The organism is Streptomyces sp. NPDC020983, assembly GCF_044333485.1.
GTDB lineage: Bacteria > Actinomycetota > Actinomycetes > Streptomycetales > Streptomycetaceae > Actinacidiphila.
Genome location: NZ_JBIRRA010000014.1, coordinates 194142 through 217154 on the forward strand (window position 1 = coordinate 194142; position 23013 = coordinate 217154).

18 protein-coding genes are annotated in these 23013 nt (G+C 74.6%); 9 read left to right on the top strand and 9 right to left on the bottom strand.

Annotated elements, in window-relative coordinates; translation table 11 throughout:
* The first annotated feature begins 33 nt into the window (after positions 1 to 33).
* Positions 34 to 1326 carry an RNA polymerase sigma factor gene (locus ACH4SE_RS28395; protein WP_398546338.1) on the top strand — a complete coding sequence of 431 codons (1293 nt, stop codon included), beginning with the start codon at positions 34 to 36 and terminating at the stop codon, positions 1324 to 1326.
* Positions 1327 to 2129: 803 nt separating this feature from the next.
* Positions 2130 to 5666 (top strand): tetratricopeptide repeat protein, encoded by a 3537-nt coding sequence (locus tag ACH4SE_RS28400; RefSeq protein WP_398546339.1) that lies wholly within the window; start codon positions 2130 to 2132, stop codon positions 5664 to 5666.
* Positions 5667 to 5883: 217 nt separating this feature from the next.
* Here ACH4SE_RS28400 and ACH4SE_RS28405 read toward each other — a convergent pair whose 3' ends face one another.
* On the bottom strand, positions 5884 to 6129 hold the full coding sequence (locus ACH4SE_RS28405; RefSeq protein ID WP_398546340.1) for a hypothetical protein: 246 nt from the start codon (positions 6127 to 6129) through the stop codon (positions 5884 to 5886).
* Between the two features lie 15 nt (positions 6130 to 6144).
* Positions 6145 to 7017 carry a mycothiol conjugate amidase Mca gene (gene mca, locus ACH4SE_RS28410; RefSeq protein ID WP_398546341.1) on the bottom strand — a complete coding sequence of 291 codons (873 nt, stop codon included), beginning with the start codon at positions 7015 to 7017 and terminating at the stop codon, positions 6145 to 6147.
* Positions 7018 to 7140: 123 nt separating this feature from the next.
* Between mca and ACH4SE_RS28415 the strand changes: the two genes are divergently transcribed.
* Both ACH4SE_RS28415 and greA read left to right on the top strand, forming a co-directional pair.
* The gene (locus ACH4SE_RS28415) at positions 7141 to 7575 is read left to right on the top strand and encodes a DUF4307 domain-containing protein (protein WP_398546342.1); all 435 of its coding nucleotides are present in this window, start codon (positions 7141 to 7143) and stop codon (positions 7573 to 7575) included.
* A 179-nt stretch (positions 7576 to 7754) separates the two neighbouring features.
* A complete protein-coding gene (gene greA, locus ACH4SE_RS28420) occupies positions 7755 to 8252 on the top strand; it encodes a transcription elongation factor GreA (protein WP_398546343.1) in 498 nt (165 codons plus the stop codon).
* Positions 8253 to 8351: 99 nt separating this feature from the next.
* Here greA and ACH4SE_RS28425 read toward each other — a convergent pair whose 3' ends face one another.
* From ACH4SE_RS28425 to ilvA, 3 genes are all read right to left on the bottom strand, one after another.
* Positions 8352 to 9206 carry an ABC transporter permease gene (locus ACH4SE_RS28425; RefSeq protein ID WP_398546344.1) on the bottom strand — a complete coding sequence of 285 codons (855 nt, stop codon included), beginning with the start codon at positions 9204 to 9206 and terminating at the stop codon, positions 8352 to 8354.
* Entirely contained in the window at positions 9203 to 10231 is a 1029-nt protein-coding gene (locus ACH4SE_RS28430) for an ATP-binding cassette domain-containing protein (protein ID WP_398546345.1), read from the bottom strand. The genes ACH4SE_RS28425 and ACH4SE_RS28430 overlap by 4 nt, the downstream gene beginning before the upstream one ends.
* 220 nt (positions 10232 to 10451) lie before the next feature.
* Positions 10452 to 11681, bottom strand: coding sequence for a threonine ammonia-lyase (gene ilvA, locus ACH4SE_RS28435; protein WP_398546346.1), 1230 nt, complete (start codon positions 11679 to 11681; stop codon positions 10452 to 10454).
* A 299-nt stretch (positions 11682 to 11980) separates the two neighbouring features.
* On the opposite strand from ilvA, the gene ACH4SE_RS28440 reads away from it, so the two are divergent.
* From ACH4SE_RS28440 to ACH4SE_RS28450, 3 genes are all read left to right on the top strand, one after another.
* Positions 11981 to 12514 (top strand): MarR family winged helix-turn-helix transcriptional regulator, encoded by a 534-nt coding sequence (locus ACH4SE_RS28440; RefSeq protein WP_398546347.1) that lies wholly within the window; start codon positions 11981 to 11983, stop codon positions 12512 to 12514.
* A 93-nt stretch (positions 12515 to 12607) separates the two neighbouring features.
* Entirely contained in the window at positions 12608 to 13126 is a 519-nt protein-coding gene (locus ACH4SE_RS28445) for a sigma factor-like helix-turn-helix DNA-binding protein (RefSeq protein WP_398546348.1), read from the top strand.
* On the top strand, positions 13123 to 13428 hold the full coding sequence (locus ACH4SE_RS28450) for a hypothetical protein (protein ID WP_398546349.1): 306 nt from the start codon (positions 13123 to 13125) through the stop codon (positions 13426 to 13428). The genes ACH4SE_RS28445 and ACH4SE_RS28450 overlap by 4 nt, the downstream gene beginning before the upstream one ends.
* 6 nt (positions 13429 to 13434) lie before the next feature.
* Here ACH4SE_RS28450 and ACH4SE_RS28455 read toward each other — a convergent pair whose 3' ends face one another.
* From ACH4SE_RS28455 to ACH4SE_RS28465, 3 genes are all read right to left on the bottom strand, one after another.
* On the bottom strand, positions 13435 to 14598 hold the full coding sequence (locus ACH4SE_RS28455) for a cystathionine gamma-synthase (protein WP_398546350.1): 1164 nt from the start codon (positions 14596 to 14598) through the stop codon (positions 13435 to 13437).
* Positions 14595 to 17195 (bottom strand): YfhO family protein, encoded by a 2601-nt coding sequence (locus ACH4SE_RS28460; RefSeq protein ID WP_398546351.1) that lies wholly within the window; start codon positions 17193 to 17195, stop codon positions 14595 to 14597. Before ACH4SE_RS28460 ends, ACH4SE_RS28455 begins: the two co-directional genes overlap by 4 nt.
* 236 nt (positions 17196 to 17431) lie before the next feature.
* Positions 17432 to 19471, bottom strand: coding sequence for a glycosyl hydrolase family 28-related protein (locus tag ACH4SE_RS28465; protein ID WP_398546352.1), 2040 nt, complete (start codon positions 19469 to 19471; stop codon positions 17432 to 17434).
* Between the two features lie 290 nt (positions 19472 to 19761).
* Between ACH4SE_RS28465 and ACH4SE_RS28470 the strand changes: the two genes are divergently transcribed.
* Both ACH4SE_RS28470 and hutH read left to right on the top strand, forming a co-directional pair.
* The gene (locus ACH4SE_RS28470; RefSeq protein ID WP_398546353.1) at positions 19762 to 20652 is read left to right on the top strand and encodes a phosphatase PAP2 family protein; all 891 of its coding nucleotides are present in this window, start codon (positions 19762 to 19764) and stop codon (positions 20650 to 20652) included.
* 100 nt (positions 20653 to 20752) lie between these two features.
* Complete coding sequence (gene hutH / locus ACH4SE_RS28475; protein WP_398546354.1) at positions 20753 to 22333, top strand: histidine ammonia-lyase; 1581 nt, start codon at positions 20753 to 20755, stop codon at positions 22331 to 22333.
* Between the two features lie 28 nt (positions 22334 to 22361).
* Here the strand turns inward: hutH and ACH4SE_RS28480 are convergent, their stop codons facing one another.
* Entirely contained in the window at positions 22362 to 22649 is a 288-nt protein-coding gene (locus ACH4SE_RS28480) for a hypothetical protein (RefSeq protein WP_398546355.1), read from the bottom strand.
* Positions 22650 to 23013: the final 364 nt, after the last annotated feature.

Here is a 23013-nt window from a genome sequence, read left to right on the forward strand (position 1 = left end):
CTTTGCACCGGCGCCCCGCGGCTGCTGTGATGGGTGACCGTGACGGCACCCGGCGAGCAGAGGGCGCGACGCGCGGTGGAGGCCGTGTGGCGCATCGAGTCGCCACGGCTGGTCGCGGGGCTCACCCGGCTCGTCCACGACATAGGCGTCGCCGAGGAACTCGCCCAGGACGCCCTGGTCGCCGCACTGGAGCAGTGGCCGCGCGACGGCGTGCCGCGCAACCCCGGCGCCTGGCTCATGACCACCGCCAAGCGGCGCGGCATCGACCTCGTCCGCCGCAACGAGGCCTTCGCCCGCAAGCTCCAACTGCTCGGCCACGAACTGGAGACCGCGCGGGGCGCGGCCGCCTTCGAGCAGCCGGCCGACGACACCATCGAGGACGACCTGCTGCGGCTCGTCTTCGTCGCCTGCCACCCCGTCCTCTCCCGGGAGGCACGCCTCGCCCTCACCCTCCGCCTACTCGGCGGCCTCACCACCGACGAGATCGCCCGCGCCTTCCTCGTCGCCGAGCCCACCGTCGCCCAGCGCATCGTCCGCGCCAAGCGCACCCTCGCCAAGGAGAAGGTGCCCTTCGAGGTGCCGTACGGCGCCGAGCTCGCGGACCGGCTCGCCTCCGTCCTGGAGGTCGTCTACCTCGTCTTCAACGAGGGCTACTCCGCCACCGCCGGCGACGACTGGATGCGGCCCGCCCTCTGCGAGGACGCCCTGCGGCTGGCCCGCGTCCTCCAGGGGCTGCTGCCCGCCGAACCCGAGGTCCACGGGCTCGCCGCCCTCCTGGAGATCCAGGCCTCCCGCTCCGCCGCCCGCACCGCACCCGACGGCGCGCCCGTCACCCTCCTGGAACAGGACCGCAGGCGCTGGGACCGGCTCCTCATCCACCGCGGCTTCGCCGCCCTCGCCCGCGCCGACGCCGCCGCCCGCACCCGCGGCACCGCACCCGGCCCCTACGCCCTCCAGGCCGCCATCGCCGCGTGCCACGCCCAGGCGGTACGCGCCGAGGACACGGACTGGGCGCGCATCGCCGGCCTCTACCGCGCGCTGGGCGCCGCCGCGCCCTCGCCCGTGGTCGAACTCAACCGCGCGGTCGCCGTGAGCATGGCCGAAGGGCCCGCCGCCGGGCTCGCCCTCGCCGACGCGGTCGCCTCCGGCGGGGCGCTGGACGGCTACCACCTGCTCCCCAGCGTCCGGGGCGACCTCCTCGCGCGCCTCGGCCGCACCGCCGACGCCCGCGCCGAATTCACCAGGGCCGCCGCCCTGACCCGCAACACCGCCGAACGCGCCCTCCTCCTCCGCCGCGCCGCCGCCCTCCCCACCACCGACCCGTAGAGCCCCCCGGGACACGCCTCCCCCGCCCCGGGGGGTGCCCGCGCCTGGCGGCGCGCCGCTCCGGACGGTGGCCACCCGGGGTGCGTTCGCGGCTGACCCGCCGCCGGGGTGCCGCGCCTGGCGGCGCGGGGTGTTCCCACCCCCACCACCCGTGCAGATACGACGTCGGCTGACGGCCTTCTCGTGGGGGTGCGCCGCCGTCGGGGGCGAACCGCAGTCCCTGCGGAGACTTCACCCCCACCGGCAGGCAGCCGCCACACCGGCCCGGGAGGGGGACGATCCGGGGGTGCCCCCGCAGGAATGCGCACCCCGCCGCCCACCAACTCAGGGAGAGGTCAGACGCGCATTCCGAGGAGGTACCCCCGGAGTGGCACCCGACCCCACCCCCGCACGGACAGCGCGATGCCCCGCCGGGCAACCCAGGGGCGCGGGGAACTGCGCGAGCAACCCACCACCCACCGCAAGATCGCGCGGCGAACCGCACCAGGCACCCCGCAGCGCAAAAGACCCGCGGGGAACCCCGCGACCAGCCCCCACCGGGCGAACGGCGAACCGCCCACCCCAAGCCGCACCCCCAGGGGCGCGGGGAACGGCGCGAGCAACCCCCCACCCACCGCAAGGCCGCGGGCCACCGCACCACGCACCCCCCGCCGCGCAAAAATGGGCCGCAGCGAACCCCCGTGCCTACCCCGAACCGTTACCGCGTAACAGAGTTGGGACGAATTAGGGCCCGAGCGAAGCGCTTGACGCGCATCGTGGGCGGGCACGAACACCATTCGACCAACCATCCGGGGGAGGACGCTGTGCCGGAGGCACGTATCGCGCTGCGGGAGACGGACCGCGTGGCCGCGGAGCGGCTGTTGGCGCGGGTGGCGGCGGAGCTGGGAGCCGCGGACACCGCGCCGGAGGTGCGCGCCGCGCGGGAGCGGTTCGACGAGATCGTCGGGGCGGCGGCGGGCGAGTACGCCGCGTACCGGCGGGCGGTGGAGGCGCACCCGGCGGGGCGGCCGGCTCCGCGCGGGGCGGGCGGCGCGGGCGGGCGGACGGCGGGCGGCGTGGCGACCGGCGTGGCCGCGCTGACGGCGTTCGGCGTGGACGTGGGTCAGGGCCTGTCCGTGGGCGCGGCCCTGGCGACGGGCGCGGCGGTCGGAGCGGCCGGTGTCGCGGCGCTGGGCACGGCGGCGGCCCGCGGCCGGGCGGCCCGCCGGGCGGCGAGCGCCGAGGAGCGCACCGCGCCCGGCGGCGCGGAGCAGCTGCGGCTCCTGTGGCTCGCGGCCCTGGAGCGCCGCGGTATCCGCCCGTTCCTCGAAGCCGCGGCGGTTGCGGAGCCGGAGGCGGCCGAGGAGGCCGGGTCTTCCGTGGAAGCGGGCGGCGGCACCGTCCGCAGCGGCACCGCCGGCACCGGCACCAGACCCGCCCCCACCCCCAGCGGCAGCGGCAGCGGCACCCGCACCGGCCCGTCGAAGCCAGGGCCCGCCGCCACCGCCGCGAAGAAGTCGACCCCCCTGGTGCAGCTCGTCCGCACCGCGTCGGAGCTGCCGAAGGGCCGCCGCGCCGGGGGCGACCGCAGTGCCGCGGCCCGCACCCGGGCCGTGCTGGACCAGTCGTTCGGCCAGCTCCCCCTTGCCGACGGCCCCTTCACGGGCCGCGAGGAGGACCTCGCGTTCATCACGCGTGCCGTGCAGCAGGCCCGCGCCCATGTCGCCGTGCAGCCCACCGTGGTGGTCCTGCACGGCGAGCCGGGCAGCGGCCGCACGTCCCTCGCGGTGCGTGCGGCGCGGCAGTTGAAGGACCAGTTCCGCGGCGCGTGCGTGGTGGACCTGCGCGGCGCGGACGAGTCGCGTGCGGCGCTCCCGACGCGCGACGCACTGCTGCACCTGCTCAACCGGCTGGGCGCGCCGCGCGAGCAACTGCTCTTCCGCGACCGGCAGAACCGCCAGGACAGCCAGAGCGGCCAGGCGGTCCCGGGCCCGGGCCCGGGCCCGGGCGGCCAAGCAGGCGCGGGCGCCCAAGCGGGCCCGGGCGCGGGCGCCGAGAGCGCCCAGAGCGGCCAGGAGAACCAGCAGCACCTGCGCCGGCTCAGCGAGACGTACCAGCAGCACCTCACCGGCGTGCCGGTGGTGATCGTGCTGGACGACGCCACCGACGCCGCGCAGGTGCGCGCCCTGGTGCCGGAGCGTTCGGAGAGCCTGGTGCTGGTGACCGCCCGCGAGCCGCTGGAGCTGGACCTGCCGGACGCGCGGGTCCACCACCGGGCGGTGGGCCCCCTGCCGCCCGCCGGCACACAGGCGCTGCTGGGCCGGCTGGCCGAGGCCGGCGGGCTGGAGGCGCCGGACGCGGCGCAGGCCGAGCGGATCGGCGCGCTGTGCGCGGGCCTGCCCCTGGCGCTGCGGATCGCCGGCGCGGCGCTGGCCGACCACCAGGGCTACGACCGGCTCGTGGCCGACATCGAGGTGTTCGGGCCGCTGCCGGCGGTGGACCGGGTACTGGCGCTGCGCTACCACGACCAGCCGGAGCCCAACCGCCGCCTGCTGCGGCGGCTCGCGCTGGCCGGGCGGGCCAGCTTCGGCGCGGCGGCAGCGGCGGCGCTGCTGGCCACCGACGACCAGGAGGCGGCCCGGCGGCTCGACGAGCTGGCGGCGGCCGGGCTCGTGGACCACGTGCGCGGCAGCCGCTACCGTCCGCACGACCTGGTGCGCGCCTTCGCGGCCGCGCGGCTGCTGGACGAGGAGGATCCGGTGGAGCGGGCGGCCGCCCAGGAGCGGCTGATCATCTCTTACGCCGACCTGGCCAACACGGTGGTGCGGCTGGTGGAGGGCAAGACCTCGACGCGTGCCGGGCGCTTCGGGCAGCACGGCTTCGCGTCGCTGGAGTCGGCGCTGCGCTGGCTGGACGAGGAGTCCAGCTTCATCACGGCGGCGCTGCGCGAGACCGAGGGCGTGGACCGGGCGGCGGTGCAGTCGCTGCTCGGGGCGCTGTGCGACTACTGCCTGCTGCGCGGCGACCTCTACCGGCTGGGCGAGATCAGCGAGCTGGCGCAGGCGCAGCAGACCAGGACGGCCCGGGACGGCCAGGACGAGGACCGTTCGGTGCTGGTGCGCTCGGTGCAGTGGCGTACGGGCATCGCGGCCCGGCAGCTCGGCGAGCTGGACCGCGCGAAGTCGACGCTGAGCACGGTGGTGGACCTGTACTTCGAGGCGCAGCACCCGGCGGGCGCCGCCCGCGCGCTGGACAGTCTCGGCATCACGCTGCACCACCAGGGCAACCTGCGCGAGGCGGAGACGAAGCTGCGCGAGGCGCTGGCGATCCAGCAGACCCCGGAGCTGGAGGAGGACCGGGCCTGGACGATGCACGCGCTGGCCGCGGTGCTGCGCGACATGGGCCAGCTCGCGGGCGCGCTGGAGCTGCTGCACGAGTCGCTGGAGCTGCACCGCGCGAACGAGAGCGTGCAGGGCCAGGCGTGGGCGCACCTCCAGCTGGGCCAGGTGTACCTGCTGCTCGGCCGTCTCGACCGGGGCGAGCGCGAGCTGCGGGCCGCGGGCCAGGCCTACGCGCAGGCCCGCGACCCGCGCGGCACCGCCTGGACGACGACCCAGCTCGCCCGCGCCCGGCTGCTGCGCGGCGAGGCCCGCGAGGCGTCCGCCGACCTCGACGCGGCCGTGCAGCGGCACCGGGCGAGCGAGGACGCCCGCGGCGAGGCCTGGTCGCTGTACTACCTGGGCCTGGCCCTGGAGGAGAGCGGCAGCACGGACGCGGCCCTGCGCACCCTGGAGCGCTCCCGGTCGATGTTCTCGCGGATGCGGGACGTGTACGGGCTGGCGTGCGCCCGGCACAACTCCGCCCGCGTCACCCGCGACCAGCGCGCCGCCCGTACCGGGAACCTGCGCAACAGCGGCTTCGCCCGGCAGCTCCTCCAGGACGCCCGGCAGGACTTCCGCCGGATCGGCGTCGAGCACGGCGAGGCGTGGTGCTGCGTGGAGCTGGCGGTCATCGACGCGGGCAACGAGCGGCTGGTCGAGGCGCTGAACCTGCTGGACGAGGCGCACGGGCTCTTCGCCTCGCTCGGCGACCGGCGCGGCCTGGACTGGGCGGTCTTCCTGCGCGCGACCGTCCTCCCGCTGCTGTCCCCGGAGGGGGCGGAGCAGGCTCTCGCGGATCTGCGCGCCCTCGCCGGGCGCGATCCGTACCCGGGGCGCGATCACGACCTCGACGGCTACGTTGCGGCGTACGCGGTCCTCCTGGAGCGCGGCTCCGTCTCCGAGGGCGATCCCTGGGAGGCGTGGCGCCTGACGATGACCCCGGGGCGCGCGGCGCGCATGGTCATGGCCGTCCCCGTCTAGCGGCCGCGGCACGCCCGCGCCCGGCGAGCGCTTCGGGGACGCGGCCGGGCACGTCTCGGGGCGTGGGGAACCGCCCGGCCGGCCGGGGGTCCGGGCCGGACCGCTCTCCGGGCCGGAAGCGGCCCTCCGGGGAAACCCGGAAAACCGGGGAAGCCCCGGGAGGCCCGGGAGAGCCCGGAAACGCGGCCGCCTCCCGCGGAGGGCGGCTCCGGCGGGGTCAGGACCCCGGGGTCCTGGGGGCCGGGGTGGCCGGGCGGTCGGCGGCCGGAGGGGCCGGCTGCTCCTCGAAGTCGATCTTCTTCATCTGCTTGCCCATGTTCTTCATGAGGAGCCACAGCCCCGCGGCGATCGCGGCGAAGATCACGAATCCGAGGAGCCCCGGTGTCACCTTGTCCTGGTTCACCTCGGCAAGGTGGACCAGGGGATGGCCGGAGAAGGCGTGGGAGGCCTGGGATGCAGTCACGCCCCCCATTGTCGCCTAGGCCTCCCGGATCCCTGCAAAGAGGTCGTCCTCGGGGAGCGAGACGTCGACGCGGGACTTCGCGAGCTCGTAGTCCTCGTAGGGCCAGACCTCCTTCTGGAGGTCCATCGGGACGCGGAACCAGCCGCCGTCCGGGTCGATCTGGGTGGCGTGCGCGAGCAGCGCCTTGTCGCGGATCTCGAAGAACTCCGCGCAGGGCACGTGGGTGGAGATGTTGCGCTCGGGGCGGGCGAACTCCTCCCAGCGCTTGAGCCACTCCCCGTAGGGGGACTCCAGGCCGCGCGCTTCCAGGGCCTCGTGCAGGGCGAGGGTGCGGGGCTTGTTGAAGCCCTGGTTGTAGTAGAGCTTGAGCGGGGTCCAGGGCTCGCCGGCCTCCGGGTAGCGCCCGGGGTCGCCCGCGGCGTCGAACGCGACCATGCTGATCTTGTGGGTCATGATGTGGTCGGGGTGCGGGTAGCCGCCGTTCTCGTCGTAGGTGGTGATGACGTGCGGGCGGAATTCCCGGATCAGCTTCACGAGCGCGCCGGCCGCCTCGTCGACGTCCTGGAGGCCGAAGCAGCCCTCGGGCAGCGGGGGCAGCGGGTCGCCCTCGGGAAGGCCGGAGTCGACGAAGCCGAGCCAGGCCTGCTTGACGCCCAGGATCTCGCGGGCCAGGTCCATCTCGCGGGCCCGCACCTCGTGGATGTTCTCCTCGATGTAGGTGTCACCCTGGAGTTTGGGGTTGAGGACGGAGCCGCGCTCGCCCCCGGTACAGGTGGCCACCAGGACGTCCACCCCCTCTGACACGTACTTGGCCATCGTGGCGGCACCCTTGCTCGACTCGTCGTCGGGGTGAGCGTGTACGGCCATCAGTCGAAGCTGCTCAGTCAAGGCTGCTGTCCTCAAAGTCCGGTGATCCGTTGAACCCCCTCGGTCGGCGGAGGGGGCACGCCTCCTATAGTGACCGAGCGGGGGGACCAATAATTCCGCGGCCGGAGAACGGGAGTGACGATCATGACGGCTGTACAGGCCGGTACGGCCGGCACCCCGGGCCCGACCCCGCCCGCGGGCCGCTACGGGCCCGGCGCCGACGCGCGCGCGGACCGCAGGCTGCGGATCGCGGCGGTCGTGGCGGGCGTGCTCGTCGCGGCCGGAGTGGGCTGGTACGGCTACGCCACGCTCTCGGGTGACAAGGTCAGCGCGCAGGTGGTGGCCTTCGAGGCGGTGTCCGACCAGGAGGTGCAGATCCACCTGGAGGTCCACAAGGGCGAGGACGCCGTCACGGTGTGCACGCTGCGCTCGGTGGACGCCGACCACAACGAGGTCGGCCGCAAGGACGTCCGCATCGACCGGCACGCGAAGCAGGTGGACACGGTGGTCACGGTACGTACCACCGCCCGCGGGGAGACCGGCGAGCTGCTCGGCTGCAGTACGCCCTCCGGCAGCTGACAGGCCCGGCCCGCCCCCGCCGGACCGCCCGCCCGCGACGTCCGGCCATGACGCCTTTCTGACGCGTTGCGCGGACTTATCCGCTCCCGTCCGTCGCCCGTAATTGTTAGGCTCGTGGTTTCGTCCCGGCTACCGGTGGCAATGCAATTCTTCACGACAGTACCGACGAGGAGCACTCTGTGACCCAGACCAGCGACAACGTCACCTGGCTGACTCAGGCGGCGTACGACCAGCTCAAGGCCGAGCTGGAGCAACTGTCTGGTCCGGCGCGCGCCGAGATCGTCGCCAAGATCGAGGAAGCCCGTCAGGAAGGCGATCTCAAGGAGAACGCCGGTTACCACGCGGCGCGCGAGGACCAGGGCAAGCTGGAGCTGCGCATCCGGCAGCTCACCCAGATCCTGGAGACGGCGAAGGTCGGCGAGGCCCCGGCGGACGACGGCATCGTCGCCCCGGGCATGGTGGTCACGATCGCCTTCGACGGCGACCCGGACGACACCCTGACCTTCCTGCTGGGCTCGCGCGAGGGTATCTCCAGCGACCTGGAGACGTATTCGCCGCAGTCGCCGCTGGGCCGGGGTGTGGCGGGCAAGCGGGCCGGCGACGACGCCACGTACGAGCTGCCGAACGGCAAGACGGCGTCGGTGAAGATCCTGGAGGTCAAGCCCTACCGGGGCTGACGGCATACGCGAACGGGCCCCCGGCGGACGTGCCGCCGGGGGCCCCGTGCTGTCCGCGGGCCGTACGCCCCCGTGGTCCGTACGGTCCGCGGACGGCCGTCAGGCGGTCGCGGAGCGGTACTTGTGGACCGCCCAGGTGCGGAAGACGGCGATGATGACCACCGACCAGATGAGCGACGCCCACACCGGGTGCTCCATCGGCCAGGCGCTGGACTGGCTGACGCCCGGGTTGCCGAAGAGCACGCGGCAGGCCTGGACGGTGGCGCTGAACGGGTTCCAGTCCGCGACGGGCTGGAGCCAGCCCGGCATCTGCGAGGAGTCCACGAAGGCGTTGGAGACGAAGGTGACCGGGAAGAGCCAGATCAGGCCGCCGGACGTGGCCGCCTCCGGGCTGCGCACGGACAGGCCGATGAGCGCGCCGATCCAGGAGAAGGCGTAGCCCAGGAGCAGCAGCAGCGCGAACGCGCCGAACATCCTCGGCACGCCGTTGTGGATGCGCCAGCCGACCAGCAGGCCGACGCAGGCGAGCACGACGACGGTGAGCGCGGTCTGCACCAGGTCGGCGAGCGTGCGGCCGGTGAGGACGGCGCCGCGGGACATCGGCAGCGAGCGGAAGCGGTCGACGAGGCCCTTGCTCATGTCGTCGGCGATACCCGCGCCGGCCCCCGCGGTGGCGAAGGTGACCGTCTGCGCGAAGATGCCCGCCATGAGGAAGTTGCGGTAGGCGTTGGGGCTCAGCGAGCCGCCGACGGCGACGGAGCCGCCGAAGACGTAGCTGAACAGCACCACGAACATGATCGGCTGGACGAGGCCGAAGATCACGACCTCGGGGATGCGCATCATCCGCAGCAGGTTGCGCTTGGCCACGACGAGCGAGTCGTGTGCGGACTGCGCGATGCCGCCGCGCGGCTTGGGCGCGAGGGTCAGCTGCGGGGTCTCGGTCGTCGCGCTCACTTGGCGCCCTCCTTCACAGTGCCGCCGGGGGTGCCGGTCACGGTGCCGGATCCGGGCTCCTCGTCGTCCTCCCCGTTCCGGGGCTCCTCGGCGGCGTGGCCGGTGAGCGAGATGAAGACGTCGTCGAGCGTCGGGCGGCGCAGGCCGATGTCGTCGATCTCGATGCCCTGCGCGTCCAGGTCGCGGATGACCTCGGCGAGCAGCTTGGCGCCGCCGGTGATCGGGATGGTGATCTTGCGGGTGTGCTGCTCGATCTTGGCGTCGCCCTTGCCGTGCTGGCGCAGGGAGCGGGCGGCGTCCTCGATGCGCTCGCGGTCGTGCACGACGACCTCGACGCGCTCGCCGCCCGTCTGCGCCTTGAGCTGGTCGGAGGTGCCGCGCGCGATGACCTGCCCGTGGTCGATGACGCAGATGTCGTGGGCGAGGTGGTCGGCCTCCTCCAGGTACTGCGTCGTGAGCAGCATGGTGGTGCCGCCCGCGACCAGGTCCTCCATGACCTCCCACAGCTGCTGGCGGTTGCGCGGGTCGAGGCCGGTGCTCGGCTCGTCCATGAACATCACCGGCGGGCTGACCACGAGGGCGGCGGCCAGGTCCAGCCGGCGGCGCATGCCGCCGGAGTAGGTCTTGGAGATGCGGTTGGCCGCGTCGGCGAGGTTGAAGCGCTCCAGCAGCTCGTCGGCCCGCCGCCGGGCGGCCTTGGCGCTGAGCTGGTAGAGCTCGCCGACCATCTGGAGGTTCTCCCGGCCGGTGAGGAACTCGTCGACGGCGGCGAACTGGCCCGACAGCCCGATGTGGCGGCGGACCTCGTTGGGGTGCTTGACCACGTCGATGCCGGCAACGGTCGCGGTGCCGCTGTCCGGCTGCAGAAGGGTGGTCAGGACGCGGACGGCGGTGGTCTTCCCCGCCCCGTTGGGTCCGAGCAGACCGAGGACCGTGCCTTCCGGCACGTCGAGGTCCACTCCCCCCAGTGCCCTGACATCGCCGAAGGTCTTGACCAGACCTTCGGCATGGATGGCGCCCGGCATCTTTTCGCTCCCGTCCCTGCTCTTGGTGCGTGAGCCCCCGTGGTGCCCCGAGGGCTGCGACTGGCTGGTTGGCTTGTACGGCTGTACGACCGGTCGGCCGGCCGAAACTCATCGGCAGGCGGACGGCCGGAGCGGCACTCTCGCGATACACCGCGAGAATGCCAGACGCGATATATCGCGTCAACCCCGATACGCGCGCCGTCGGCGGGACCGTGCGGGGTCAGGCGATCACCACGTACCCGGCGTCCTCCAGCGCCGCGCCGACCGCGGCGCAGTGCTCGGGACCCTTGGTCTCCAGGTGCAGTTCGACCTCCGCCTCGGTGAGCCCGAGCCGCGGGTCGGTCCGCACATGACTGACGTCGAGCACGTTAGCGTCGACCACTGACAACACCCCCAGGAGCGTCGCGAGCGCCCCCGGCCGGTCCGTCAGCCGCAGCCGCAGCGACAGGTAGCGGCCCGCGGCGGACATGCCGTGCCGCAGGATGCGCTGGAGCAGCAGCGGGTCGACGTTGCCGCCCGACAGCACGGCGACGACCGGCCCCTCGAAGGCGTCCGGCGCGGCCAGCAGCGCCGCGACCGGGCTCGCCCCGGCCGGCTCGACGACCAGCTTGGCCCGCTCCAGGCACAGCAGCAGCGCCGACGACAGGTCGTCCTCCGACACCGTCACGACCTCGTCGACCAGGTCCCTGATCAGCGCGAACGGTACGTCGCCGGGGCGGCCGACCATGATGCCGTCGGCCATCGTGGCGACCTGGCCGAGCGCGACGGGGCGGCCCGCCTGGAGCGAGGGCGGGTAGGCCGCGGCGCCCGCCGCCTGCACACCGACGATCCGCACGTCCGGCCGCAGCGCCTTCACGGCGACCGCGACGCCCGCCGCGATGCCGCCGCCGCCGATGCCCACCACGATGGTGCGCACCTCGGGGCACTGCTCCAGGATCTCCAGGCCCACCGTGCCCTGCCCGGCGATGATGTCGGGGTGGTCGAAGGGGTGGATGAAGACCGCGCCGGTCTCCTCCGCGTAGCGCGTCGCGGCCTGCAGCGTCTCGTCCACGACCGTGCCGTGCAGCCGCACCTCGGCCCCGTAGTCGCGCGTCGCGGCCACCTTCGGCAGCGGGGCGCCGACCGGCATGAAGACGGTCGAGCGCACCCCGAGCAGCGAGGCCGCGAGCGCGACGCCCTGCGCGTGGTTGCCGGCGCTGGCCGCGACCACTCCGGCCGCGCGCTCCTCGGGCCGCAGGCCGGCGATCCGCACGTACGCGCCGCGGATCTTGAAGGAGCCCGTGCGCTGGAGGTTCTCGCACTTGAGGTGGACGGGCGAGCCGATGAGGGACGACAGATGCCGGCTGCTTTCCAGCGCGGTCATCCGGGCCACGCCGGAGAGCATCTTGTGGGCGCCGCGCACGTCGTCGAGGGTGATCGGGTGGGGCGCGGCGGAAACCGGTCGGTCCATGGCACCAGTCTCGCAGCCGGTCACGCACGGGGCGCGCAGGGGAGGAGGACACGCCCGGGGGCAGGGATGCGCCGCGGGCCGCACGGCAGGGTCAGGACCCGGTTGCGGTTTGTGCGTGCGGGGTCACTGCGGCGGCCCGGCCGCGTACTCTTCATCCCAACTTCACGCCCCTTCGAGCCTCTTATCCTCCGTACGATCCACCGCACGACCCGTACCACCCGCGTCCCCGCCCCGGCGCCCGCGGCCCCCGGCAGCACTCATCCCTCTTGTTGAATCGACAGAACGCGAGCTTCAAGGTCATGTCCAATCCGACGGAGACCTCGACCGAACTCCTGGAGCGCCTCCAGCACCAGGTGGCCCTCTTCGCGCGCCGCGCCGAGCAGACCCGGCTCGGCGGCGTAGGCAAGGCCCGCAACTCCATGGACCGCGCCGCCTACCTGCTGCTCAACCGGCTCGACCGGGAGGGCCCGATGGGCGTCAAGGCGCTCGCGGAGTCCATGGGCATCGACTCCTCGACGGTCACCCGGCAGGTGGCCCCGCTGGTCGACACCGGCCTGGTCAAGCGCACGTCCCACCCGGACGACGGGCGGGCCGTGGTGCTCGCGGTCTCCCCGCGCGGCCGGGCCCGGCTGGACGACGTACGCGACTCGCGCCGCCGGCTCATGGCCCAGGTCACCGAGGGCTGGACGGACCAGGAGCGGGAGCTGTTCACCGCCCTGCTCATCCGCTTCAACGCCGGGCTCGCCGACTGGCACGCCGGGCTGAGCCGCGGCGACGACGACCCGGAGGTCCAGGGCGCGGCCAGCGGTGCGGGCGGGGCCGCCGGGGCGTGAGCCGGCCGTGAGGGCGAGCCCGGCGCGAGCCGGGCGCAAGGGGGGAGGGCAGGGGTCTTGACCCGGAACACCCGCTTGCCGTCCCATGGCCGCGTGGGGAAGCGCCGGGCGGCTGCCGAGACCCGACGGGACGCCGAGTTCGCGGCGTTCACCGCCGGGGCCGCAGGACGGCTGCTGCACACCGCGACCCTGCTCACCGGCGACCGCGAGCAGGCCGAGCGGCTGCTCACCGCGACCCTGGCCCGTACGTACGCGGACTGGCTGCGGATACGCTCCGACGACCCCTACGACCAGGCCCGTACCGAGCTGGTGCGGCGCTTCGCGTGCCGCCCGTTCTGGCGCAGGCCGCGCGGCGGGGTGCTGGAGCGGCTGACCCCGCAGGAGCGGATGGTCGTCACGATGCGCTACTTCGAGGGTGTCGCCGAGGAGCAGGCCGCCGCGCAGCTGGGCCTGCCGCCCGACCGGGTGCGGGCCCTCTGCGCCCGCGCGGCCGCCACCTTGCGCAGCCGCCCGCCGGGCCCGCCGCCCCGCGGCGCCGGCGGGGCCCGCCCGGGCGGCGGCCCCCCGGGAGGTACCCGCCCGCGCACCGAGATGCACGGGGCAGCCCGTTGAGCCCGGCGCGCAACCGGCGCGACGACGAGGTGCGCAGGCTGCTGGACACCCCGCACCCGATCGTGCCCGCCGGCCTGGTCGCGCAGGCCGTCGCGCGGGGACGGCGTACGGTCCGCCGCCGCCGGGTGCTGCTGCGCGCGCTGTGGGTGCTGCTGGCGGCGGCGGTGGCCGCCGGGATCGTGCTCGCGGTCATGTTCTGGCCGGACGACCCGGGCGGCAGCGGCGGTGGCACCGGCGACGGCACGTGGTGGGGGCAGGCGGCACTGCTGCCGGCGCGCCTGCCCCGCCCGCCGTCGGGGTGAAGGGGCTCAGCCGAGCGCCTGCGTGAGGTCGGCCAGCAGGTCGTCGGCGGATTCGATGCCGACCGACAGCCGTACCAGGTCCGCGGGCACCTCCAGCGCGGAGCCCGCCGCCGAGGCGTGCGTCATCCGGCCGGGGTGCTCGATGAGCGACTCGACGCCGCCCAGCGACTCGCCCAGGGTGAACAGCTCGGCCCGGTTGCACACCTCGACCGCCGCCTCCTCGCCGCCCGCGACGCGGAAGGAGACCATCCCGCCGAAGGACCGCATCTGCTTGGCCGCGGTCTCGTGGCCCGGGTGCTCGGGCAGGCCCGGGTAGAGGACGTGGGTGACCTTCGGGTGCGAGGTCAGCATCTCGGCGACGCGGGCGGCGTTGGCGCTGTGCCGGTCCATGCGCACCGCGAGCGTCTTGACGCCGCGCATGACGAGCCAGGCGTCGAAGGGCCCGGCCACCGCCCCCATGGCGTTCTGGTGGTAGGCGAGTTCGTCGCCGAGCGTGGCGTCCGAGGTGACCAGGGCGCCGCCGACGACGTCGGAGTGGCCGCCCATGTACTTGGTCGTGGAGTGCACGACGACGTCCGCGCCGAGCGCCAGCGGCTGCTGGAGGTAGGGGCTGGCGAAGGTGTTGTCGACGACCAGCCGCACGCCCGCCTGCCGGGCGACCCCGGCGAGCGCGGCGATGTCGGAGACGCCCAGCAGCGGGTTGGACGGCGTCTCGACCCAGATGAGCCTGGTCTGCGGGCGCAGCGCGTCGCGTACGGCCTGGACGTCGGAGGTGTCGGCGACCGACCAGGACACCCCCCAGCGCTCCACGACCCGCGAGAAGAGCCGGAAGGTGCCGCCGTAGGCGTCGTTCGGGATCACGACGTGGTCGCCGGGCGCGAGGACCGTACGCAGCAGGCAGTCCTCGGCCGCCAGGCCGGAGGCGAAGGCGAGGCCGCGGCTGCCGCCTTCGAGGGCGGCGAGGTTGGCTTCGAGCGCGCTCCTGGTCGGGTTCGCCGACCGGCTGTACTCGTAGCCGCCGCGCAGGCCCCCGACGCCGTCCTGCTTGTACGTCGACACCTGGTAGATGGGGGTGACGACGGCGCCGGTGGCCGGGTCCGCGGGCTGCCCGGCGTGGATGGCGAGGGTCTCGAACTGGCCGCCGTGCTGATCGGTGTGCTGATCGCTCATGCCGCCGAGGGTAGTGCCCCGGCACCTCCCGCACGGCGGTTCACCCGCCGGTACCACGCCCCCGTGACGGCCAGTGCGACGAGCGCGGCGCCCCCGGCGGCGCCGCCGGGGACGAGGCCGGGCGGGGTGAAGTCGCACCGCAGCGTGGTGGCCCGGCCGTCCAGCGGCACCGCGACGAGGCCGAGGTACTTGCGCGCGGGCCTGGCCGCCGCGTCGCCTGCCGCGCAGCTCCAGCCGTCGATGCGGGGGACGGCGACCAGGGCCGTGCCGGTGCTGCCCGCGGGGAGGGTGGCGGCGAGGTGGTGGCCGTCGACGCGCACCGCGGTCGCGCCGGTGGCCGTCAGCCGCTGCACGGCGGCGGTCAGGCGGCCGCGGTCCAGGCAGCCGAGGGGCTGCTGCGGGAGCCGCAGGTGGCCGAAGAAGCCCAGGGCGACCTGGACCCTGCCCGAGGCGGGCGTGGCGCCGACCGGCACCATCGGGGCGCGCACGGCGGGCAGGTGGCCGTCCACGGTCACCGGCGCGCCGCCGCCCAGGGCCGCGGTGCCCTTGAACTGCGGTGCCCAGAAGAAGACCTGGGAGCCGGGCGCGCAGGTGGCGGTGAGCAGCGCGGCGCCGGTGCCCGTGCCGGTCCGGGTGACGTGCGGCTGGTCGTAGACGGTGGCGCCGAGCAGGAGTTCCTGGTTGCTGAAGGCGGAGTCGGTCCACCGCGGCGCGGCCCCGGCGAGGTCCAGGTCCTGCCGGACGGTGACCAGCGGCGGCACGGGGGTGGTGGTGGACGTCGTGGTGGCGCGCGGCAGCGCGGTGCTGCTGGGTTTCCCGGTGGGGGTGGAGTGCATGCGGGTGCCGACGGAGAAGATCGCGTCGGTGACCGGGTTGTCGAGCGTCACCGGGTGGCGGCCCTTGGCGTAGTAGCCGAAGCCCAGTTCGGACAGCGTCCAGGAGGTGGTGTCGGAGGTGAGGCTGCTGTAGTACTCCGCGCCCTGACCGCCGACGACCAGCTCGTCGTTGCCGCCGGGCACGTCGCCGGGGTCGGTGCGTGAGCGCGGCCAGTCGTCCCGGGCGGCCACCGCGGCGGCCATGTCCTGCTGGGCCGGCCCGAGCCGCGGCGTCCAGGACACCTCCTCGAGCTGGTCCCGCACCACCCGGCCGGCGGACACCGCGGACTCGCCGCCCTGCGCGAGCAGCAGCAGCACCGCGGCCGCGGCCGGCAGCGCCCGCGCGCCCCATCCGTACCGCTGCCGGGCCAGCAGCGCCGCGGCGGCGGCGAGGCCCAGGAGCAGGGCGGCGGCGAAGGCGGGGTAGGTCCACCGGTCGTCGGCCTGCCGGCCGTGCCCGGCGAGCGCGATCAGCAGCACCAGGGCGGTGCCGCCGAGCAGCGCCGGCAGCGCGGGCGGCCCGCCTGCGGCGGACAGCCACCCGGCGATCAGCAGCAGCCCGCACAGCACGAAGGTCTGCCGGTAGGGCACACCGTTGGGCGAGGCGCCGGCGTGCCAGACCAGGTGGGTGGGCTCCCAGTTCAGCGACAGCGTCACGAGCACCGCGGCGGCCGACCACCAGGCCCTCACCCGTACGGCGACGGCCCGGTTGAAGGGCAGGCCGAGCGCGAGGACGAGCGCGGGGGTGCCGATGTAGAGGGCGGGGGTGGCGGTGCTGGTGGTGGCGGGCAGGAAGCGGGCGGCGACGTCCGCCCACGCGGCGGGCTGGAAGGTCACCTCCGGGGTGGGGTCGGCGACCTTGGTGGCCCGGTAGACCACCAAAACCAGCGGGGCGGCCAGGCCCACGCCGATGAGCATGCCGCGGGCCGCGTGCAGCAGGGCGGCCAGCCGCGCGCGGGCGGTCTCGCTGCCCTCGGCGGTGAACAGGCGCACCAGCAGCACGACGGCGGCGCCGAGGGTCGCCATGTAGGCGGTGTAGAAGTTCGACACCCAGGCGAGCGCCACCACGAGCGGGGCGAGCACCGGGCGGCGGGCGGTGCGCGCCCACTCGCCGACCAGGCACAGCAGCGGGAAGGCGAGCAGGCCGTCGAGCCACATGGGGACGACGGTGCCGTTGTCGAGCGTCCAGCCGGACAGCGCGTACGCGGCCCCGAGCAGCGCGGCGAGCGGCCAGGGCCCGCGGCGCAGCCGCAGCAGCAGCACCGCCATCGCGGCCGCGGCCGCGGTGACCTTGGCGACCGTGATGACGTAGAGCGCCAGCTCCGGGCGGTCGGCGGGGAAGAGCACCACCATGAGGTCGAAGGGGCTGCTCAGGTAGGTGCCGACGTCACCGAGGAAGTTGGTGCCGAAGCCGGAGTTCCAGTTGACGAAGAGGTCGCCGTCGGCGCCGCCGAGCAGCACCTTGCGCCAGTAGACGTGGTAGGGCAGGTACTGGTTGCCGAGGTCGACGACGTTGCGGGTGTGCGAGCCGAGCGGGTAGCTGCCGGCGAGCAGGCCGCCGAGGCAGAAGAGCACGCAGGCCAGTGCCGCCGCCGCGGCGCCCGCCCGAAGGGCCGTGCTGCTCCGGGCCCGGCCGCGCCACCGCCCGCCCGCGCGCCGCGGCCGGGCGGCCGCCGGGCCTGCGGGATTCTCCTGGGCCGTTGCGGTCTCGGCTGCGGACACGGGTCCTCCGGGGTGTGGTGCGCTGCGCCTGGGGCGTCCGGCCCGCGGGTCCTGTCGCCGCGCGGGTGCGACGAGCCATCCCACACCGGCCCGGCGACACCGCCCCGACGCCCCGGCGAACCGCGGCGCGCGGCCGGGTGAACGCCGGGAGTCACGGCGGGCTGCACGCCGGCCGCCGGCCGCCCGGGTGCCGGGGACCCGGGCGGCCGGCGGCCGGCGTCAGGTGCGCGGGCGCGTCACCACGGGGACGGGGCGGGCGGGGCCACGACGTCCGGACGGTCGTTGCAGGTGATCGTGCGGGGCAGCTCCCACGGGGCGAGCCAGGGGCCGGTGGTGCCGCCGCCGTCGTTGCCGCCGAGGTCGGTGACGGTGAACTCCGAGCCGGCCGGGGTGAAGTGGAAGGAGCCGCAGTTGTTGACGCCCACGGCCCCGACGTTGCGGGCGTCGACGTTCTCGAAGGTCGCGCCGCCCGCGGACCGGGCGCTCAGCACCGAGGTGCCGGTGCCGTCGACCTGGATGTCCTTGAAGTGCACGCCGGTGATCGCGTACCGGTCCTTCACCGGGAAGTCGGTGACCAGCATGATCGCGTTGTAGGTGCTGTCGAGGTAGTGGTCGCCGGTCACCTGGACGTCGGCGCCGATGTCCTTCTCCAGCGCGTAGAACCAGATCGCGCCGAGCCCGATGTTCCAGTTCAGCTCGTACGTGCCCGCCCGCACGGTGGTGTTGCCGGAGATCTTCAGCGAGCCGGTGAACGCCTCGGCACCGAAGCGGGAGCCGACCTGGATGGCGCTGCCCTCGCGGACGGGGTCGGCGATCAGGTTCGCCGACACGGTGTTGTCCGTACCGCCGTACAGGGCGATGCCGTTGGCGAGGACGGGGGTCTGCACGGTGTTGTGGTCGACGGTGTTGCCCGCGTCCTCGGCCCGCTCCGACCACAGGGCGAGCGCGTCGTCACCGGTGTTGCGCAGGAAGTTGCCCGAGATGACCGAGCGCGTCACGCCGGTGTGGAAGTTGATGCCGTCCGCGATCTGGTCGACGATCACGTTGCCGGTGATCCGCAGGTTGCTCATCGGCCCGTCGAACCACATGCCGACCTTGGTGTGCTGGATGTACAGGCCGTCGATCGTGGAGTCGCTGAGCGCGCCGCCGATGCCGTTGACCTGGTCGGTGTCGATGCGCTCGCGGACGTCGCCCTCGATCGCGAAACCCGACAGGTGGACGTCCGAGCTGCCGCCCTGCGCCGCGTCCCTGCCGTAGAAGCCGATCCCGGTGTGCACGGACCCGTCCCCGGGCGCGGGCGCGGCGAGGTCCACCTGGTGGCCCCTGAGGATCGTGTACCAGCTGCCCGCGCCCTTGATCGTGACGTGGTCGACGACGATGTGCCGGCTGACCTGGTAGGTGCCCGGCGGGATGTAGACCGTCCGGTGGGCGCGCTGCGCGAAGGCGACGGCCTTCTCGATCGCGCCCGCCGAGTCCCGCCGCCCGGTCGGGTCGGCGCCGAACAGCAGCACGTCGGCGGCGCCCGGGGCGACCTCGGGGGGTGCGACGAGCTGCGAGTCCAGGAGGTCGACGGTGGTGGCCGCGGCCCCCGGCGGCACGCTCAGGCGCACCTTCTCGCCCGCCCTGTACGTGCGGCCCAGCAGCAGCCGCTGCTCGTCGTAGAAGTGGTTGGGCCTGAAGGGCTTGGCGAAGACCGGTGCCGGGGTGGTGTCCTGCGGGACGCAGCCGCACTCGGTGACCCAGTAGTCGGGGTGCAGGATGCCGGCGCCCGGGTCGTTCGAGAACGGGTAGAGGTTGTAGAGCCAGGCGTACTGCGAGGTCAGCGTCATGGTCTTCGTCGTGCCGCCGACACGCACCTTCAGCGGCGAGGTGATCCCGCCGCCCTGGGGCGCGTCCGGGATGCTGTAGCGCACGTTGACGGCGTTGGCCGCGCCCGGCAGCGTGAACTCGACGTACTGCCCGGGCCGGAGTGTCACGGCGCTGCGGCCGGACGCCTCCGCGGGCAGCGTGTACGCGTCCCGGCCCGGCCCGATGACGGTGCCGTTGGTGACGGCGTTCTCGGCCTCCTGCTCGGCGAAGCCGACGCTCGCGCCGCGCCCGGCCGTCAGCGCCGGGTCGAGCGCCGCGCGGGTGACGTGGGGTGTGCCCTGCGGCTGCGCCCGCGTCCTCGCGGCCGCCGCTCCGGCGCCCAGCACTCCGAACGCCGCGGCGGCCGCGGTGACCGCGGCGACCGTCACGACGGCTCTTCGCCGCGGGCCTGTTGACCATCTCGCCATCGAACAGCTCGATTCTCTCGGACGCTCAGGGTGGGGTGCCGCCCCGCGCGGGCGGGCGGTGAGGGCGAATCTAGGACGCCCCGGAGCGGCCGCACAAGGTGCGTGCGCGCAGTATTTCGCGTCCCTGCTGAGCAACTTCATCAGATTGCGCGTTTCTTGCGTTCCGGGTTCGGTGCATTGCAGAGACGCAAGGGGCGGAGGGGAGCGGCCGGACTGGTGCCGGTCCGACGGGGCAGACGAGGGGGGCAGGACGGCACCGGAGGCATCGGCAAACGGCAGGGGGCTGAGGCATGGGCATGGGGAGCGCGACGTCGGCGGCGTACGGCACCCGGAGGCTCCTGCCCCGGCCACCGCGCATCCCGCTCCCCGACCGGCTCCCCCACCTGCTCCCGGAGCTGGCCCTGCTGCTCGCCGTCCAGGCCGTCTACAAGTACGGCCGCAAGGTCGCCAACGGCCACACCGAGGAGGCGTACCACCACGCCGGCCACGTGTGGTCCTTCGAGCGCGCGGTCCACCTGCCGAGCGAGCACGACGTCCAGCAGCTGCTGCTGCACAGCGAGACGCTCGTGCACATCGCCAACTACCTCTACGCCACTGTGCACTTCCCGGCGATGGTGCTCTTCCTGGGCTACATGTTCGTCCGCAGGCGCGCGCACTACCTGTGGATCCGGCGCGCGATCGTCATCCAGACGATGCTGGCGCTGCTGGGGCACCTGCTCTTCCCCCTCGCGCCGCCGCGCCTGCTGCCCGGCGACGGCATGGTCGACACCGCCGCGGTCTACGGCCCCGCCGTCTACGGCAAGCCCGAGACGCACTCGATGGCCAACCAGTTCGCCGCGATGCCCTCCCTGCACGTGGGCTGGGCGCTCGCCATCGCGGTCGGCCTCATCGCCTCCCACCGCTCGCGCCTGCGCTGGCTGTGGCTGCTGCACCCGGCGCTGACCATGCTCGTCGTGGTCGGCACGGCCAACCACTACTGGCTCGACTGCATCATCGGCTCGCTCCTCCTGGGCCTCGCGCTCGCCCTCGTCCCGGCCCCGATGCCCGAACCCTCCTCCCCGCGCCCCCTCCGCGACTGGGTCTGGCCGCTGCGCCCCCGGGCGGCCACCGGCGGCGCGGGCCGTCCCCGGCCCGAAGGAGCGGACCGGTCCGATCCGGAGCGCCGGCCGGTGGCGGGCTGAGCGCGCGGCCCCACCGGCGGACGACCGCGACACCCCCGCACGGAGCCACCCCCCGGAGCACCCGTGACAGAGACGGATTCAGTGCTTAGGGTGCGTGAATATGGATATGCAGACCGTGCTCATCGGCCCCGCGGGGGCCACCTCCGGGGACGTACTGGCCGTCGCGCGCGCGGGCGCGCAGGTCCGGCTCTCGGAAAGCGCCGTCGAGGCGATGGCCGCGGCCCGCCGCGTCGTGGACGCCCTCGCGGCGAAGCCGGAGCCGGTGTACGGCGTGTCCACCGGCTTCGGCGCCCTCGCCGTCCGCCACATCAGCCCCGAGCTGCGCGCGCAGCTCCAGCGCTCGCTGGTGCGGTCGCACGCCGCCGGCATGGGCCCGCGGGTCGAACGCGAAGTGGTGCGCGCGCTGATGTTCCTGCGGCTCAAGACGCTGGCGTCGGGCCGCACCGGCGTACGGCCCGTGGTCGCGCAGACGATGGCCGCGCTGCTGAACGCCGGCATCACCCCCGTCGTCCACGAGTACGGCAGCCTCGGCTGCTCCGGCGACCTCGCCCCGCTCGCGCACTGCGCCCAGGTGCTGATGGGCGAAGGGGAGGCGGAGGGCCCGGACGGGGACGTCCGCCCGGCGGGCGAGCTGCTCGCCGCGCACGGCATCGACCCGGTGGAGCTGCGCGAGAAGGAGGGCCTGGCCCTCATCAACGGCACGGACGGCATGCTCGGCATGCTGGTCATGGCATGCGCAGACCTCGCCCGCCTCTTCACGTCGGCGGACGTCACCGCGGCCCTCACCCTTGAGGCGCTGCTCGGCACGGAGAAGGTGCTCGCACCCGAGCTGCACGCGATCCGCCCGCACCCGGGCCAGGCGGCGAGCGCGGCGAACATGCTGAAGGTGCTGGCGGGCTCGGGCCTGACGGGCCACCACCAGGACGACGCCCCGCGCGTGCAGGACGCGTACTCCGTGCGCTGCGCCCCGCAGGTCGCGGGCGCGGGCCGCGACACGCTCGCGCACGCCCGTACGGTCGCGGACCGCGAGCTGGCGGCGGCCGTCGACAACCCGGTCGTCATCGTCGGGGGCGCGTCCGGGGCCGAAGGGCCCGGCGGCGGCAGGATCGAGTCGAACGGGAACTTCCACGGCGCCCCCGTCGGCTACGTCCTGGACTTCCTCGCGATCGCCGCCGCCGACCTCGCCTCCATCACGGAGCGGCGCACCGACCGGCTGCTGGACAAGAACCGCTCGCACGGCCTGCCGCCCTTCCTGGCGGACGACCCGGGCGTGGACTCGGGGCTGATGATCGCGCAGTACACGCAGGCCGCGCTGGTCAGCGAGCTGAAGCGGCTCGCGGTACCGGCGTCCGTGGACTCGATCCCGTCCTCGGCGATGCAGGAGGACCACGTCTCGATGGGCTGGTCGGCGGCACGCAAACTGCGCACCGCGGTGGACGGACTCGCGCGGGTGGTGGCGGTGGAGCTGGTCGCGGCGAGCCGCGCGCTGGAGATCAGGACCTTCGGCGGCGGCACTCCCGCCCCCGCGACGGCGGCGGTGCTCGCGGCGGCGCGCGAGGCCGGGGTGCCGGGGCCGGGCCGGGACCGCTTCCTGGCGCCCGACCTGGAGGCGGCGTACGCGTTCGTCCGGTCCGGCGCCCTGGTGAGCGCGGCCGAGCAGGTCACGGGCCCGCTCGCGTAGGAGCGCGCGGGACCGCGCGGCAGGAGGGTCAGGGCGCGGAGTCGGGCTCCGGCTCCTCGGCCTGGCGCGCGCGGCGGGTCGACTCGGCGAGCAGGCCCGCGCCGACGACGAGGAAGACGGCGCCGCCGATCAGGTAGGGCCGGGTGTTGAAGGCGCCGGTGTCGGCGAGGCCGCCGTCCTCGTCCGCCTTCTGCACCTCGGGGGCGGCGGCGTGCGCGGCCGGGGCGGCGGCGGGGGCCGGGGCGTGCTCGGAGCTGGCGCTCGCGGTGGGGACGAAGTACAGCGCGGCAAGGACGGCACCGGCGGCAGCGACCACGTAAGGGCGGGGCGAGGCCAATGGAACCCCCAGGGGTTGCGACGACTTGACCGTGGCCACCGATCGTAGTGACCTCCGCCACCCCTTGGGAAGCCGCCCCCCGGTACGCGCGCGGGCCCCCGCCCCGTCGGCCTACCCCCGCCGGCACCCCCGCGCGAGCCGGTGCGTGGCCGCCCGGACACGCACCGTCCGCCCTCGCGTGGGATGGAACACAATTTCGGACAGAAAGGGTGATTTGCCCCGTCGTGGCTGTTTCCATGGTCGGAAGAAGCCCGCAGGCCGCACCGGCCGCGGGGGACTACTGCCGCATTGGAGAGCTGCGTGACGCCGCCCGAGAACGGATCCGCCCCGACCGAGGCCCCTG

Excerpts from the sequence above, each read along its gene's own strand:
- ACH4SE_RS28415 (WP_398546342.1), top strand. The coding sequence starts at position 7,141 with ATGACGGCTGTACAGGCCGGTACGGCCGGCACCCCGGGCCCGACCCCG.
- ACH4SE_RS28430 (WP_398546345.1), bottom strand. The coding sequence starts at position 10,231 with ATGCCGGGCGCCATCCATGCCGAAGGTCTGGTCAAGACCTTCGGCGAT.
- ilvA (WP_398546346.1), bottom strand. The coding sequence starts at position 11,681 with ATGGACCGACCGGTTTCCGCCGCGCCCCACCCGATCACCCTCGACGAC.
- ACH4SE_RS28440 (WP_398546347.1), top strand. The coding sequence starts at position 11,981 with ATGTCCAATCCGACGGAGACCTCGACCGAACTCCTGGAGCGCCTCCAG.
- ACH4SE_RS28455 (WP_398546350.1), bottom strand. The coding sequence starts at position 14,598 with ATGAGCGATCAGCACACCGATCAGCACGGCGGCCAGTTCGAGACCCTC.
- ACH4SE_RS28465 (WP_398546352.1), bottom strand. The coding sequence starts at position 19,471 with ATGGCGAGATGGTCAACAGGCCCGCGGCGAAGAGCCGTCGTGACGGTC.
- ACH4SE_RS28470 (WP_398546353.1), top strand. The coding sequence starts at position 19,762 with ATGGGCATGGGGAGCGCGACGTCGGCGGCGTACGGCACCCGGAGGCTC.
- hutH (WP_398546354.1), top strand. The coding sequence starts at position 20,753 with ATGGATATGCAGACCGTGCTCATCGGCCCCGCGGGGGCCACCTCCGGG.